Source organism: Aquicoccus porphyridii (assembly GCF_008369105.1).
In the GTDB taxonomy this organism is placed as follows: domain Bacteria; phylum Pseudomonadota; class Alphaproteobacteria; order Rhodobacterales; family Rhodobacteraceae; genus Aquicoccus; species Aquicoccus porphyridii.
The window spans coordinates 246,335-261,719 of sequence record NZ_VINQ01000002.1 but is presented as its reverse complement, the minus strand read 5'-3'; the positions used below and the strand labels follow the sequence as shown (position 1 = coordinate 261,719).

The window sequence follows — 15,385 nt, the reverse complement described above, 5'->3', positions numbered from 1 at the left end:
CCCGACATGTATGCACAGATGATCAAGACCGCCGGAACCGGGGTCAAACCCCGCGAAGAGATGACGCCCGAAGAGGCGGCGTTTCAGGACAGGATCGACGCGGATATCAAGATCGAGCCGAAGGACTGGATGCCCGACGAATACCGCGCCACGCTCGTCCGCCAGATTGGTCAGCACGCGCATTCCGAGATCGTCGGCCAATTGCCCGAAGGCAACTGGATTACCCGTGCGCCGACGCTCGAACGCAAGGCGATCCTGCTGGCCAAGGTGCAGGACGAGGCGGGCCACGGGCTTTACCTCTACTGCGCCGCCGAAACGCTGGGCGTTTCGCGGGACGAGTTGACCGAGGATCTGCTTTCGGGGCGGATGAAATATTCTTCGATCTTCAATTACCCCACGCTCAACTGGGCCGATATCGGCGCGGTGGGCTGGCTTGTCGATGGCGCCGCGATCATGAACCAGGTGCCGCTTCAGCGCACCTCCTACGGGCCTTACAGCCGCGCGATGATCCGCATCTGCAAGGAAGAGTCGTTCCACCAGCGCCAGGGCTATGACATCATGATGAAGATGGCCCAGGGCACCGAGGCGCAGAAAAAGATGGCGCAGGATGCGCTCAACCGCTTCTGGTATCCCTCGCTGATGATGTTCGGCCCCTCGGACAAGGAAAGCGTGCATTCGGCGCAATCCATGGCCTGGAAGATCAAGATCGACAGCAATGACGAATTGCGCCAGCGTTTCGTCGACCAGACCGTGCCGCAGGCCGAGTATCTTGGCCTGACGGTCCCCGATGACAAGCTCAAGTGGAACGAGGAACGCGGTCACTACGATTTCTCGGAACCCGACTGGACCGAGTTCTTCAATGTCCTCAAGGGCAAGGGCCCCTGCAACACCGAACGCATGAACGGCCGCAAGCGCGCCTGGGAAGACGGCGCATGGGTGCGCGACGGATTGATGGCCCATGCCCAGAAACGCGCCGCCCGCAAGGTTGCGGCGGAATAAGGAGACCGGCAGATGAAAAACGAATGGCCCCTGTGGGAAGTCTTCATCCGTGGCCAGCATGGCCTGTCGCACCGGCATGTCGGCTCGCTCCATGCGCCCGACGCGGAAATGGCCGTGAAGAACGCGCGCGACGTCTATACCCGCCGCAACGAGGGTGTGAGCATCTGGGTGGTCGAGGCGCGCCACATCACGGCGACCAATCCCGGCGACAAGGGCCCGATGTTCGAGCCGTCGGAATCGAAGATCTACCGCCACCCGACTTTTTTCGACATTCCCGATGACGTGGGGGCGATGTGATGGCGACCAAGGACCATTCCGCCGATCTCTTCGAATTCCTGCTGCGGATGGGTGACAACACGCTGATCCTCGGGCACCGCGTGTCCGAATGGTGCGGCCATGCGCCGGTGCTGGAAGAGGACATCGCGCTGGCCAACACCGCGCTTGATCTCATCGGCCAGACCCAACTCTGGCTCGGCCTCGCGGGCGAGGTCGAAGGGCAGGGCCGTTCGGCCGACGATCTGGCCTTCCTGCGCGACGCATGGGATTTTCGCAACGTGCTGCTGGTCGAACTGCCCAACGGCGATTTCGGGCAGACCCTGATGCGGCAATTCCTGTTCGATGCCTGGCAGGAGCTGATGCTCGATGCACTCAAGGGGTCAAGCGATGCGCGCGTCGCCGAGATCGCCGCCAAGGCCGCGAAAGAGGTGGCCTATCACGTCGAGCGCTCGGGCGACACGGTGATCGGGCTGGGCGACGGCACCGAGGAAAGCCACGCACGGATGCAGGCCGCGCTCGACTACCTTTATCCTTACGTGGGCGAGATGTTCGAAAGCGACGCGGTCGATGCCGCCATGGCCCAGGCGGGCATCGCCCCCGATCCGGCCAGCCTGCGCGACGCTTACGATGCGAAACTGGCCGCCGTGATGGGCGAGGCGACGCTGAGCACCCCCGACGACCGGTTTACCCATAATGGCGGGCGCACGGGGCGGATGCATACCGAACATCTCGGCCATATCCTGACCTCGATGCAATGGCTGCAACGCGCCTATCCGGGGGCGAGCTGGTAAACCCATGCAAGCGCCGGTGGAACAGATATGGAATTGGCTCGACCAGGTGCCCGACCCCGAGATCCCGGTGATCTCCCTCGTCGATCTGGGCATCATCCGGGGCGTCGAGTGGCGGGGCGATACGCTCCGTGTCACCGTTACGCCCACCTATTCCGGCTGTCCCGCGACCTCGGTGATCAATTTCGAGATCGAGAAGGCCCTGCGCGCCCACGGCATCGAGAAACTTGACCTCGAACGCCAGCTTTCGCCGCCCTGGACCACCGACTGGCTCACCGAAACGGGCCGCGACAAGCTCGAGAAATACGGCATCGCCCCGCCCCAGCCCGCCGGCGGCCCCGAACGCTGCCCGCATTGCGGCGGCAGCCAACTCGAACGCATCTCGCAATTCGGCTCCACCCCGTGCAAGGCGCAATGGCGCTGCAAGGACTGTCTTGAGCCCTTCGACTATTTCAAGTGCATCTGAGGAGACCGCGAATGGCGCGATTCCACGATCTCAAAGTCACCGACATCCACCGCACCATCCGCGACGCGGTGGTCCTGACCCTTGAACCCGACGATCCGGCGGCGTTCGATTTCATCCAGGGCCAATACCTGACCTTTCGCCACGATTTCGACGGCGAGGAACTGCGCCGCTCCTATTCGATCTGTTCGGGCAAGCAGGAAGGCAAGCTTCAGGTCGGGATCAAGCGGGTCGACGGTGGCGCCTTCTCGAATTTCGCCAACGAGGAATTGAAGGTCGGCGACACGCTTCAGGCGATGCAACCGATGGGCGGTTTTCACACGCCGCTCGACCCGGCCAATGCGAAGAACTATCTCGGTTTTGCCGGTGGTTCGGGCATCACGCCGGTGCTGTCGATCGTCAAAACCACCCTCGCGACCGAACCGCAATCGACCTTTACGCTGGTTTACGCCAACAGGGGCGTGGCTACGATCATGTTCCGCGAGGAACTGGAAGACCTGAAAAACCGGTATCTTGGCAGGCTTTCGGTGATCCATGTCCTCGAACAGGACGCACAGGAGATCGACCTGTTCACCGGCATGGTGACCGAGGAAAAATGCGCCGCCCTGTTCCGCGCATGGATCGACGTCGAAAGCGTGGATACCGCCTTCATCTGTGGCCCCGAACCGATGATGCTCGGCATCGCCAAGGCGTTGCGCGATCACGGGCTCAACGACGCCCAGATCAAGTTCGAGCTCTTCGCCAGCGCCCAGCCCGGCCGCCTCAAAAGCAAGGTCGTCTCGAAACAGGCGGGCAAACAGGCCAATCAGGCCGAGGTGGCCATCACGCTCGACGGTTCGACCCAGACCATCATGACGGCCAAGGACATGACCATTCTCGATGCCGCGCGGCAAAACGCGATGGATGCCCCCTTTGCCTGCACGGCGGGGGTCTGCTCGACCTGCCGCTGCCGGGTGATCGAGGGCGAGGTCGAAATGGTCGCCAACCACGCGCTCGAGGATTACGAGGTCGAAAAGGGATACGTGCTGTCGTGCCAGTCCTTCCCCGTCACCGACCGCGTCGTCGTCGATTACGACCAGTAAGGGCAACGATATGGATGACATGAGCCTCAAGGACTATCTTGCCCAGGGTGGCAAGCTCACCAGCCCGGCCAACGTGCCGCCGCGCTACCGCGCCGAGTTGTTGAAGCTGATGGCGACCTTTGTCGATTCCGAACTGGCCGGCGCGGCGGGCTTTGCCGACACGATCAATGACGGCCCCGGCATCAAGGAACGGATCGCGGCGGCCAAGATCGTGCTGGAAAAGACCGACAATGCCGACAAGGTTCTGAAAATCATGGGCGATTTCGGCGCGGATGAGGCGCGGTATGCCAATCATCACCCCTGGACCTCGCGGCTTGACCGTGACGCGGATATCGGCACAAGGCGGGTTGAGCAGGACATGCGCCTTGCCGTTTTCAACTACCCGCTTCAGGGCTGGGGGGATGCGGTGGTGATGAACCTCCTGATGGGGCAGGCCGTCGGCGTGCAGTTGGAGGAATTCACCAAAGTGAGCTATCAGCCGCTGGCCGAAGCCTTCCGCGAAATCGCGCCGGTCGAGGCGCGCCACGCCGAGCTTGCGTTCGAGGGCATGCAGCGCCTGAACGCTGAAGGGCTGGGCGCAAACCTTCAGAGCAGCGTCGATTACTGGTGGCCCCGCGTCGCGGCGAGTTTCGGCATCGGCAATCCCGACCGGTTCGAGGCGCTGCGGGCGATGGGCCTGCGCCACACCCCCAATGCCGAGTTGAAATCGGCATGGGAGGAGCGCGCAGGCGCAACGCTTGGTCAACTGGGATTAAGAACCGCCTGAGACCGTGCCAGCTTCCGTGACGGAATCTGCTCGAAACCCCGTCACGGATCTTTGCGTTGCACGCGACGTCAGTTGCCCCAGCCGCCCAGCCCGACCCCGAAATCGACACCCTTGGTGCCGAAATCATAGCCCAGGCTGACATCGCCATAAACGTCGTCGTCGAGATAGGCCGCGCCGATATTGGGCCGCAGGCTCTGCGACCCGAGCTTGTAATCGAGCCCGAGCGACACCACGCCCTCGTGCGGCGTGTCATCGGAAAAGGCGCGTGCGCCGATCGCCACGTCGCTTGTGCCGCCGCCAAAGACATAGGAAACGCCGAGCCCGAAGGCCGGATCGGCCTGCAGGGCAGGCGCGGAAAGCGCCAGCGCCAAACCGCTGGCAAGTGCGATACGTTTCATACTGGTCCTCCTTTCGTGGGCCGGTCGCATGATGCAACCGGTCTGTCCCAAGATAGGATGCCACACCTGCACGCGCCAACCATACGGCAGGAAACCGCGCGCCCGGCGTTCACACTGTCTTGAGTCCGCCCAGGGTGAGGTTGCTCACCAGCGTGGCATACTCGCGCCGCGCGGCCTCGTTGGCGTGGCTGTTCCACATGTAGAACCAGTTCAGCATCCCGAACACCGACATCGTGGCGGCGCGCAGCTTGGCGGGTTGGCCATCAAAGCGCTCGGGGGCAATACGCGACAGGATCGCGGCCATGTGGCCCACCATGTCGCGCTGATAGGATCTCAGGATCTTCTGTTGCTCCTCGGGCAGGGCGGAAAGGCCGCTGGCCTGCACCCGGTGTTCGTCATCCGCGCCCTGATAGGCCATCAGGATTTCCAGAACGATCTTGTGCAGCGCCTCTTCGGGCGGCCCGTCAGCGGGCCGGATCGCGCAGATCCGGTCGCGCAACCGGCTCAGGTAATTGTCGAGCAGATCGAAGAGCAGCGCATCCTTGCTGTCGTAGTAATGATAGATATTGGCCTTCGATATCCCGCATTCCCTTGCCAGCATCGCCATCGACGCCCGGTCGAACCCCTGCTCGGCAAAGACCTTGGCCGCCGATTTCAGGATCTGCGCGCGTTTCTCGCCGTGATCTTTCGCAATCGTCCGCGCCAAGGGTTCACTCCTTCGGGCGGTTGTCGACCACGCGCCGCGCCTTGCCCTGGCTGCGCTCGACCCCGCCTTCGGGATGCACCTCGATCTTGGTGGAAATCCCGACGACCGACTTGATGTGATGCGCCAACTCGCGGGCCGAAGCGGCGCGCGCCGCGTCGCCCGCCTGTTCCGGGGTGCACTCGGCATGGACGATCATCGCGTCCATCCGCTCCTTGCGGATCAGTTCGATCTGGAAATGCGGGGCGAGGCCCGCGCATTTCATGATCTGCTCCTCGATCTGGGTCGGGAACACGTTGACCCCGCGCAGGATGATCATGTCGTCCGAACGCCCGGTGATCTTTTCCATCCGCCGCATCGAGCGCGCCGTGCCCGGCAAGAGCCGGGTGAGATCGCGGGTGCGATAGCGGATCATCGGCAACCCCTCCTTGGTGAGCGTGGTAAAGACCAACTCGCCCATCTCGCCGTCTTCCACCACCTCGCCGGTTTCTGGATTGATGATCTCGGGAAAGAAATGATCCTCCCAGATGTGCAGCCCGTCCTTGGTCTCGACGCACTCATTCGCCACACCCGGCCCCATCACCTCGGAAAGCCCGTAAATATCAACGGCATGCATGTCGAACGCCTGTTCGACCTCGCCGCGCATCGCGTTGGTCCACGGCTCGGCGCCAAAGATGCCCACGTCGAGCGAGCAGTCGCGCGGGTCGATCCCCTGGCGCTGGAACTCTTCAAGGATATTGAGCATGTAGGACGGCGTCACCATGATCGTGCCGGGCTTGAAATCCTGGATCAGCGTGACCTGCCGCTCGGTCATCCCGCCCGAGATCGGCACCACCGTGCAGCCCAGATTCTCGGCCCCGTAATGCGCGCCCAGCCCCCCGGTGAAGAGGCCATAGCCATAGGCCACATGCACGATATCGCCGGGCCGGGTTCCGCTGGCCCGCATCGAGCGCGCCACGAGGTTCGCCCAGGTGTCGATGTCGCTTTGGGTATAGCCCACCACCGTCGGCTTGCCGGTCGTCCCCGACGAGGCATGCACCCGGATGATCCGGTCGCGCGGCACCGCAAAGAGGCCAAAGGGATAATTGTCGCGCAGGTCGGTCTTGGTGGTGAAGGGAAACTTCGCCAGGTCCGAAAGCGATTTCAGATCGTCGGGATGCACGCCCGCCGCATCGAACCGCTCGCGATACATCGGCACGTTGTCATAGGCATGGCGCAACGACCATTTCAGCCGCTCAAGCTGAAGCCCGCGAATCTCGTCGATCGAGGCGGTTTCGATCGGGTCGAGATCGGATTTATTCGGCGTCAGGTCTTTCATGGCGTTTTCCCCTTCATTCTTCGAACAACTGGCCCTTGATCGCGCGGGAAAATCCGCGAAATTCGGCGATCACCGTGCCGTCCTCTTTGGTCACTTTGATGTCGTAGATACCGCTGCGCCCCTGCAACGAAAGCTCTACCGCCTCGGCACGCAGCCGATCACCCGCGCGCCCCGGCACGAGATAGGAAATGAGGTTGTGCTGCGCCACCGTCGCCTGGTTGCGGCTGTTGCAGGCAAAGGCAAAGGCGCTGTCGGCGAGGCTGAACGTCACCCCGCCATGACAGATGCCATGCCCGTTGCAATGATGCTCGGCCACGGTCAGTTCGAGAACCGCGCGGCCTTCGTCCATCTCGGTGATTTCCATGCCGAACCACTTGCTGGCAGCGTCATCCGCCCACATCGCGGCGGCGGATGCCTCGGCGCGTTCTTTCGGGGTCATTTGCCTTTGAACTCCGGTTTGCGCTTGTCGAGAAAGGCACCTACGCCCTCGGCATAATCGGCGCTTTCACCGCATTCCTTCATGAACCGCGCTTCGAGATCGAGCTGCGCATCGAGCGTGTTGACATGCGCCGCCTCGATCGCCTGTTTCGTCCGGGCAAATCCCAGCGTCGGCCCGTTGGAAAGCGAGTCCGCCAAAGCCCGCGCCTCGCCCAGAAGCGCATCATCCGGCAGCGCCTTCCAGATCAGCCCCCACTGGGCCGCCTTTTCCGCCGGAAGTGGCTCGGCCGTCATCGCCAGCGCCTTGGCCCGCGCCTCGCCCAGAAGGCGGGTGAGATGCCAGCTTCCGCCGGTGTCGGGAATAAGGCCGACCTTTGAAAACGACTGGATGAATTTCGCGCTTTCGCCCGCCAGCACGATGTCACAGGCCAGCGCCACCGACGATCCCGCGCCCGCCGCCACGCCGTTGACCGCGCAGATGACGGGCATTTCCAGCGACCGGATCAGCCGCACCAGCGGCGCCCAGAAATCGCGCACCGTCACGCCAAGGTCGGGGGGGCCGTCCATCTTGCGCGGGTCGCGGTCGCCGAGATCCTGCCCGGCACAAAACCCGCGTCCCGAACCGGTCAGAAGCACCGCGCGCTTGCCATCGTCGCGCGCCCATTCCAGCGCCACGCGCAGCGCGTGATGCATCTCTTCGTTGAACGAATTGAGCTTGTCCGGCCGGTTCAGCGTGATCTCGGCCCATGTGCCGTTGTCACCGATCAGAATCGTGTCGCTCATGGTCTCCCCCCCCTCGCGTCTCCTCGGTTGCGAAGCTTGCATAAACCGAACGGTTGGTCAATAAAAGAGGCGAGTCCACCGGCTCCGACCGGGCGTGGGGGCCAGCCCCCACACCCCCGAGGTATTTCCGGTCAGATGAAGACCGGATTTCATCAGAGTCGCGACAGGCCGGGAGAACAAGGGGGGAAAGCGATGAGCATTCAACAGATCAACAGTTTCGTGGCCGAGGAGTGGCTTGCTCCGGCTGAGGGTGCGCGGCCGATTTCCAGCGCGATCACCGGCGCGGTGATGGCCGAGGCGGGCAACGATGCGCTCGATACGACCGCCATGCTGGCCCATGCGCGCGCGCATGGCGGCCCGGCGCTGCGCGCGATGACATTTCACCAGCGCGCGAAAATGCTCAAGGCGCTGGCGCTCTACCTTGGTGAGCGTAAACAGGCGCTTTACGATATCTCCTTTGACACCGGCGCCACGCAATCCGATCACCTGATCGATATCGACGGCGGCATCGGCACGCTTTTCGTCTTTGCCTCCAAGGGGCGGCGCGAATTGCCCGATGCGCACATCTATCTCGATGGCGGGCTCGAACAGCTTGGCCGCGAGGGGCGCTTTCTGGGGCAGCATGTCTGCACCTCGCTGCAAGGCGTGGCGGTGCATATCAACGCTTTCAACTTCCCGGTCTGGGGGATGCTGGAAAAGCTCGCGCCGAGTTTCCTGGCGGGCGTTCCGGCGATCGTGAAACCGGCAACCTCGACCTGTTACGTCACCGAACTGGCCGTGCGCATGATGCTGGAAAGCGGCATCCTGCCCGAGGGTGCGCTGCAATTCGTGGCCGGGGGGCTGGGCGACATGCTCGACCATCTGGGCGCGCAGGACGTGGTGGCCTTCACCGGCTCGGCCGACACCGCGCTCAAGCTGCGGGGGCATCCGAATCTTCTGTCGAACTCGGTGCGCTTTGCCGCCGAACAGGACAGTCTCAACGCCTCGATCCTGGGGCCGGATGTTACGCCCGAGGCACCCGAATTCGACCTCTTCGTGAAAGAGATCACCCGCGAGATGACCGCCAAGGCGGGGCAGAAATGCACCGCGATCCGCCGGATCATCGCACCGCAAGGATTGGTCCAGCCGGTGATCGAGGCGGTCAGCGCGCGGCTGGCCACGACACGGATCGGCGATCCGCGCGATCCGGCCACGCGCATGGGCGCGCTGGTCTCGACGGCACAACGCGACGATGTTCTAGCCAAGGCCGCGCTCATCGGCTCCGAGGCCGAGCGTGTCTTTGGCGATCCCGACGATCTGCCGATGAGCGGGCAGGGCGGGTTCGTCTCGCCGCTGCTGTTTCATTGCGCCGATCCCGACGCTGCACGGCGCGTGCATGACACCGAGGCTTTTGGCCCGGTCTCGACCGTGATGGGCTATCGTGACCCCGATCACGCGGTCACGCTGGCCAATCGCGGCGGCGGCAGCCTCGTCACTTCGCTCATCACCCGCGATGGCGATGTCGCGCGGCAGGTGGTGCTGGGGGCCGGGGCATGGCATGGCCGCATCTACATCAACAACGCCGACTCGATGAAGGAAAGCACCGGCCATGGCAGCCCCATGCCCCACATGGTGCATGGCGGCCCGGGCCGCGCGGGCGGCGGCGAGGAACTGGGCGGCATCCGCGGCGTCATGCATTACATGCAGCGCACCGCCGTTCAGGGCAGCCCCGACATCCTCACCGCCATCGGCGGTCGCTGGGTGCCCGGCGCGCGCGAGATCAAGGGCCCCGCCCATCCCTTCACCCGCCGCTATGGCGAGTTGTCGATCGGCGAGACGCTGCACACGGGCGCGCGCGAGATCAGCCTTGATGATATCGAGCATTTCGCGCAATTCACCGGCGACACCTTCTATGCCCACATGGACGAGGACGCAGCGGCGCGGAACCCGTTCTTCCCCGGCCGCGTCGCGCATGGCTACCTGCTGCTCTCCTTCGCTGCGGGGCTTTTCGTCGAGCCGAACGAAGGCCCGGTTCTCGCCAACACGGGGCTCGACAATCTGCGCTTCATGAAGCCGGTGCAGGCGGGCGACAGCATCCGCGTGCGCCTCTCCGTGAAGGCCAAGACACCGCGTAGCGCCGAGTATGGCGAGGTGCGCTGGCATGTGACGCTGTTCAACCAGGCCGATGAAACCGTCGCGGAATACGAGCTTTTGACGATGAACGCGTTCTGAGACGTGGCACGCCGGGCAGCGCGTGATATAAATGGAACATGGAAGACCGGCCACCCCTCGATCCGCCCCCCGCGATGAGCGCGCTGCTTGAGTGCGGCACGCTCAAGACATGGTCGGTGATCGTCACCATCCTCGGCGATCTGGCGGGGGCCCCCGAGGCGCATGTGCCCGGTCCGGTGCTTTCGGCCCTCACCGAACGGATGGGGCTTCGTGGACAGGCGATGCGCGTGGCGCTGCACCGGCTGCGCCGCGACGGCTGGATCACCTCGTCGCGCGACGGGCGCGCCTCGCGCTACATGCTCACCGGCCACGGCCTCGCGCTGACGCTGTCGGTCTCGGATCAGGTCTATGGCGCGGCACCGCCCGCGCCGCAGGGCTGGCGCATCGTCCTGGCCCCCTCGGGCGAGGCGATGACGGCGCTCGACCACCCCGATGCCATCCTGATCGCGCCGCGCGTGGCCCTCTTGCCCGAAGGGACCGGGCCGAACGGGGCCGAGGATGTGCCCGCGCCGCTGCTGGCCTGGGACGTGGCGCCCGGTGCCGTGCCGGGCTGGCTGGGCGAGACGCTGGCCCCGCCCGACATTACTCATGCCTATGCCCGCCTGACCCGTGCGCTTGCCCTTGCCGCCGAGGTGCCGTTGCCCCCTTCGCCGCTGGATCGTGCCGCCCTGCGGGTGCTGGCGCTGCACCAGTGGCGCAGGCTCGTGCTGCGCCATGGCCCGGGGCCAGAGGCGCTGATGGGGGCGCAATGGCCGGGGGCAAAGGCGCGTTCCGGCCTGACCCGGGTGATGCAGATCATTCCGCGCCCGGACCCCTGTGCGCTCGCTGAATCGTTATGACAGGATCGCGGGCCGCATGGCGCAGCATGCCGGCCGACCCGATACCCTATCCGCGCGGCATCTGGAGAATCACGTTGCGGCCCCGCTTCTGATAGCGAAGCTCGGTATCGCCAATGGCTTGCACCTGCCCGCCATCGAGCCGGTCGCCCACCTTGACCTTCTTGTAGCGCCCGTTCGACAGGCGCACCAGCGCCCGGCGCGCGCTGGGTTTGCCATACACCCCGATCAGGTTGACCTTGCGCAGGTTCAACTGGTTGCGCACGGTGGCCACCTTGGCGACGTTCGATCGCGACGGGATCGACGGGGCCACCGATTGCTGCCGGGGCACCGCCGCGGCAACCTGCGTGGCCTCTTGCGGCTCGGCCTCCTGCGCGCGCTCGACCACACTGGCAAAGTTGCGCGGTCGCGGCGCGGGCTTGGGCGATTCCGCCACCGCCTGCGCGGTGCCGGTCGTGTCGGCCTCTTCCTCGATCTTGGCGAGATCCTGTTCCGGCCGTGGCCGCGGGCGCACCCGGGCGATTTCGGCCCAGGTGATCCCGCCCAGGTTCTGCCGCTCATTGCTCTCGATCAGCCCCTCGGGCCGTGGCCTCGGGCGCAGCGCGGCCAGTTCCGCGCGCGCCTCGCGCGTCTCGTCCGTCTCGGGTTCTGCCGCGTCGGGCGCGCGGTCGGGCACGGCGCCGGGGGTGATCTCGGGTCGACCGCGGAACACGAGGAACCCCCCGGGGCTGAGCGTGCCATCCACGCTCGCCACCGCCAACCCGCGCTCGTCCAGATCGAACCGCGTGCCGCGCGGAAACGGCACGGCGGGCGTCGCCATCGCGTAATCGGTATCAAGCGAGGCAAGCTCGGGCAGGGCGACCGCGTCATGCTCTTCGACCCGCGGGTCGATCGAGGCGACATAAAGATCGTCGAGTGACTCCTGCGCGGGTTCCGATGGTGGCTCGGGCGCGCGCAGCCACACGCCCGTTACCGCATAGCGCGTCTGGGCCTCGTCCGGCGTCATGGCACGCGGTGGTTGCGGTTCCGACCGTGCCGGGGGCGCCTCGGCCTCCACCTCCTCCTCCGGCCAGATCTCCAGCGCGGCGGTTTCCACCTCGTCGGGGAACACCTCGTCCGGCTCCTGTTCGAGCGGGAGGGTCGGCACCATGGCCTCGTCGCCCTCGATGCTCAACTCGTCCACGCTGTCTTCGGGCAATGTCGCAATGATCGCATCGCGCGGGGCGAAAAAGCGCGCCAGGCCGTCGTCGACGAAGATCGACGCCCATGCCGCGACCCCGGCGAGAAACAGCAACAGAACCGCCGTCATGACGAGGCCCAGATACCTCGGCTTGCCGCCGATCGCCGCCTGTTTCTCCGCCGCGCTTTGCCGCGCGCCAAAGATCGTCATCCGCTCTTCTTCGCTCGCGATATCACCGATCGGGGCGGGCGGGATGTCGGGCGCACGATCCGGACCGGATGTGCCGATTTCCGGCTCCAACCGTGGCGCCTTGGATCGATCCCGGCGACTGAAAAACGACAGCCGCCTGCTGCGGGCGGGCGCGGCGCGCTGCGCCGTGATCGGTTCGCGGTCGGGCAGATCCTCGGGAGCAGCGGGGATAACAGGGGTATCGTCGGTATCGTCCGGCCGCGCTTCGGGTTCGGGATCGTCCGTGGCGGTTGCCGCGTCCTGCAACTCGGGCGTTTCTGCGGTTCCCACTGGCGGCGCGGCACCCGCCCCCGGGACGTTGACATCGGGTTCGATCGGGATCGTCGGGGCGGTCATATCCGTGGCCAGAGGCCGCCGCACGGCGGACAAATCGGGCAGCGGGCCAACCGTATCGCCCATGTCGTCGCGCCGGGCGCGGATGGTTGTAAAGGCCGGGATCGCCTCCGGCGCGCCGTCGCTCGCCGCGTGCTCTTCCGCCTCAGCCTCTGCCTCGCCCCCGGTGGGCGCGCTTGCCGGGCTTTCGTCGAATGCGGAAAAAGGCTCCGGCGGACCGGATGATGCCCCGGATGTGGCCTCGTCGGGGATGTCGTCACCGGGTTGAACCGGGGGAAGCTCCTGCGCTTCCGCCTCGTCCTCGTTCAGCGACAAAACCTCGGGCGGTGCATCCTCGGCGGTGCTCTCGGGGTCAACCGCGTGCCCGGCGTCGATATCGGCTTCGGCTTCTGATTCTGATGCGGGCTCGGCGTCTGGGTCCGCCTCGGGCAGGCGCGCCACCCCGGTCACCCGGATCGGCGCCATGTCGCGCTGCACGGTTTCGCCCTCGCTCAGAACCGTGTGCGCATGGGCCGTGGGGCCGAAAAACGGCTCACCCGAAAACTGCCCCTCGGGCGGGATTGCGACAAAGCTGATCGGGCCAAAGCCGTGTTCGGTCGCGAATTGCTCGGCCTCGGTCAGGGTTTCGCGGGCGACCGCCGCCACCTGCGTCTTGTCGCCCTCGACCGACCAGTCGAACACCAGGTCCTCGGCCGGATAGGGCGTCGCCCCGCTCAGCGCCGCACGGATCGCGTCCTGCCGCGCCGGCTCGTCCGTCATCCCGAGATCGAGCGCGAGATATTTGATCTGGTCGTTGGGAATGACCAGCTTGCTGGTCAGCTCCGCGCCGTTGATCTGCTGCGCGGTGTCCCGCAGCACGGCCAGCGCCCCGGACAGGTCCGAGGAATCCAGCGACACCTCTCCCACCCTGTTCCATCCGGGGAAGGCACGGTGCAAAAGTGCGATGCCGTCAAACGACAGGGCTAAGGCAAAACTGGGTTTCATGGGCGGCGATTTAACATTCTTTACCCGATCACGGGAGTCGGAATAGGAAACCCCGATATTATAGCAGCTTACCGCCGAGGGAAAGGCCGACGCGCAGCAGGCACACCGTGCGGCGCGTTAAGGTTTCTCGCCGCCCCGGCAACGTCATCGCCCGGCAGCCGGATGGCAGCCGGGCAGCAGCCGGGAGTCACCCCCCGTTTTTCGGCCATATCCGCCCGTTAACCATTTCAGGAATGAGCCTTTTCAAGCGCTTGCTCAAGATCGGCAATCAGGTCGTCGGCATTCTCGATCCCGATCGAGATCCGCACCACATCCGGCCCCGCCCCGGCCGCTTCCTGCTGCTCCGGGCTCAACTGCCGGTGGGTGGTCGACGCGGAATGGATCACAAGGCTGCGAGTATCGCCCAGGTTGGCCACGTGGCTGAACAATTCGAGGCTGTCCACGAACTTGACGCACGCCTCGTAACCGCCCTTGAGCGTGATGGTGAAAAGGCCACCCGCACCCTTGGGACAGATCCGCGCGACCCGGTCGTGATAGGGCGACGAGGGCAGACCGGCATAGGTCACGGCGGCGACATGTTCATATTTTTCAAGCCATTGCGAGACGATCTTCGCGTTCTCGACATGGCGTTCCATGCGCAGGGAAAGCGTTTCGATCCCCATCAGCGTGTAATGCGCGGCCTGCGGATTGAGTGTCATGCCCAGATCGCGCAGCCCCACGGCGATGCCATGAAAGGTAAAGGCCAGCGGGCCAAAAGTCTCGTGGAACTTGAGCCCATGATAGGCCGGTTCGGGCTCGCTCAGCGAAGGAAACTTGCCGCTGGCCGACCAGTCGAACGTGCCCGAATCCACGATCACGCCACCCGTCACCGTGCCGTTGCCGGTGAGGTATTTCGTCGCCGAATGGACCACCAGCGTCGCACCATGTTCGATCGGGCGGCACAGGTAGGGCGTGGCCGACGTGTTGTCGACGATCAGCGGTAGACCGGCGTTGTTTGATACTTCAGCCACTGCATCAAGATCGGTTATGTAACCACCTGGATTCGCGATACTTTCACAGAAAATGGCGCGGGTGTCATCGTCAATGGCGGCCGCCACTGCGTCGATATCGTCGAAATCCACGAACGTCGCCGACCACCCGAAACGCCTGATCGTCTGGCTGAACTGGGTCACCGACCCGCCGTAAAGCCGCGTGGACACCACGATGTTCTTGCCCGGCCCCATCAGCGGAAACAGCGCCATGATCTGTGCCGCGTGCCCCGACGAGCAGCAGACCGCGCCCGCCCCCCCTTCAAGCGCGGCGACGCGCTCTTGCAGCACGGCGACGGTCGGGTTGGTGAGGCGCGAGTAGATATAGCCCACTTCCTGCAGGTTGAAGAGCGCCGCGGCATGATCGGCATCGCGGAACACATAGGCCGTGGTCTGATAGATCGGCGTCTGCCGCGCCCCCGTCGCCGGATCGGGGCGTGCGCCCGCATGGATCTGAAGCGTGTCGAAACCGTAAGCCATGACTGGCCCTCCCTTGCGTTGAATTGCCACAGGATTAGGCCATTCCACCGCGCCGGACAACTGGCGCCGC

The 15,385-nt window shown here is 64.9% G+C and carries 15 protein-coding genes; 8 read left to right on the top strand and 7 right to left on the bottom strand.

Going from position 1 to position 15,385, the window contains the following annotated elements; translation table 11 throughout:
* The first annotated feature begins 6 nt into the window (after positions 1–6).
* The 6 genes from paaA to FLO80_RS04360 are packed head-to-tail and all read left to right on the top strand — an operon-like array spanning position 7 to position 4,374.
* Positions 7–999, top strand: coding sequence for a 1,2-phenylacetyl-CoA epoxidase subunit PaaA (paaA, locus tag FLO80_RS04385; protein ID WP_111363532.1), 993 nt, complete (start codon positions 7–9; stop codon positions 997–999).
* A 12-nt stretch (positions 1,000–1,011) separates the two neighbouring features.
* Positions 1,012–1,296 (top strand): 1,2-phenylacetyl-CoA epoxidase subunit PaaB, encoded by a 285-nt coding sequence (paaB, locus tag FLO80_RS04380; protein ID WP_111363534.1) that lies wholly within the window; start codon positions 1,012–1,014, stop codon positions 1,294–1,296.
* A complete protein-coding gene (paaC, locus tag FLO80_RS04375) occupies positions 1,296–2,066 on the top strand; it encodes a 1,2-phenylacetyl-CoA epoxidase subunit PaaC (RefSeq protein WP_111363536.1) in 771 nt (256 codons plus the stop codon). The genes paaB and paaC overlap by 1 nt, the downstream gene beginning before the upstream one ends.
* A gap of 4 nt (positions 2,067–2,070) precedes the next feature.
* Positions 2,071–2,529: a 1,2-phenylacetyl-CoA epoxidase subunit PaaD gene (gene paaD, locus FLO80_RS04370; protein WP_111363538.1), complete on the top strand. Its 459-nt coding sequence runs from the start codon at positions 2,071–2,073 to the stop codon at positions 2,527–2,529.
* 11 nt (positions 2,530–2,540) lie between these two features.
* Complete coding sequence (gene paaE, locus FLO80_RS04365) at positions 2,541–3,608, top strand: 1,2-phenylacetyl-CoA epoxidase subunit PaaE (protein ID WP_111363540.1); 1,068 nt, start codon at positions 2,541–2,543, stop codon at positions 3,606–3,608.
* Between the two features lie 10 nt (positions 3,609–3,618).
* A complete protein-coding gene (locus tag FLO80_RS04360) occupies positions 3,619–4,374 on the top strand; it encodes a Phenylacetic acid catabolic protein (protein ID WP_111363542.1) in 756 nt (251 codons plus the stop codon).
* A 68-nt stretch (positions 4,375–4,442) separates the two neighbouring features.
* On the opposite strand, the gene FLO80_RS04355 is transcribed toward FLO80_RS04360, so the two are convergent.
* The 5 genes from FLO80_RS04355 to paaG all read right to left on the bottom strand — a co-directional run bounded on the left by FLO80_RS04355 (position 4,443) and on the right by paaG (position 8,014).
* Entirely contained in the window at positions 4,443–4,772 is a 330-nt protein-coding gene (locus tag FLO80_RS04355; protein ID WP_111363544.1) for a hypothetical protein, read from the bottom strand.
* 109 nt (positions 4,773–4,881) lie between these two features.
* A complete protein-coding gene (locus tag FLO80_RS04350) occupies positions 4,882–5,478 on the bottom strand; it encodes a TetR/AcrR family transcriptional regulator (protein ID WP_111363546.1) in 597 nt (198 codons plus the stop codon).
* 4 nt (positions 5,479–5,482) lie between these two features.
* Positions 5,483–6,793, bottom strand: coding sequence for a phenylacetate--CoA ligase PaaK (gene paaK, locus FLO80_RS04345; RefSeq protein ID WP_111363548.1), 1,311 nt, complete (start codon positions 6,791–6,793; stop codon positions 5,483–5,485).
* A 13-nt stretch (positions 6,794–6,806) separates the two neighbouring features.
* On the bottom strand, positions 6,807–7,232 hold the full coding sequence (gene paaI / locus FLO80_RS04340) for a hydroxyphenylacetyl-CoA thioesterase PaaI (protein WP_111363550.1): 426 nt from the start codon (positions 7,230–7,232) through the stop codon (positions 6,807–6,809).
* The gene (gene paaG / locus FLO80_RS04335) at positions 7,229–8,014 is read right to left on the bottom strand and encodes a 2-(1,2-epoxy-1,2-dihydrophenyl)acetyl-CoA isomerase PaaG (RefSeq protein WP_111363552.1); all 786 of its coding nucleotides are present in this window, start codon (positions 8,012–8,014) and stop codon (positions 7,229–7,231) included. Before paaG ends, paaI begins: the two co-directional genes overlap by 4 nt.
* A gap of 192 nt (positions 8,015–8,206) precedes the next feature.
* Between paaG and paaZ the strand changes: the two genes are divergently transcribed.
* The gene (gene paaZ, locus FLO80_RS04330) at positions 8,207–10,225 is read left to right on the top strand and encodes a phenylacetic acid degradation bifunctional protein PaaZ (RefSeq protein WP_111363554.1); all 2,019 of its coding nucleotides are present in this window, start codon (positions 8,207–8,209) and stop codon (positions 10,223–10,225) included.
* 74 nt (positions 10,226–10,299) lie between these two features.
* On the top strand, positions 10,300–11,064 hold the full coding sequence (locus tag FLO80_RS04325; RefSeq protein WP_188078212.1) for a PaaX family transcriptional regulator C-terminal domain-containing protein: 765 nt from the start codon (positions 10,300–10,302) through the stop codon (positions 11,062–11,064).
* 46 nt (positions 11,065–11,110) lie between these two features.
* On the opposite strand, the gene FLO80_RS04320 is transcribed toward FLO80_RS04325, so the two are convergent.
* Positions 11,111–13,807: a prolipoprotein diacylglyceryl transferase gene (locus tag FLO80_RS04320; RefSeq protein WP_146611010.1), complete on the bottom strand. Its 2,697-nt coding sequence runs from the start codon at positions 13,805–13,807 to the stop codon at positions 11,111–11,113.
* Positions 13,808–14,034: 227 nt separating this feature from the next.
* Entirely contained in the window at positions 14,035–15,315 is a 1,281-nt protein-coding gene (locus tag FLO80_RS04315; protein ID WP_111363560.1) for an O-acetylhomoserine aminocarboxypropyltransferase/cysteine synthase family protein, read from the bottom strand.
* Between the last annotated feature and the right edge of the window lie 70 nt (positions 15,316–15,385).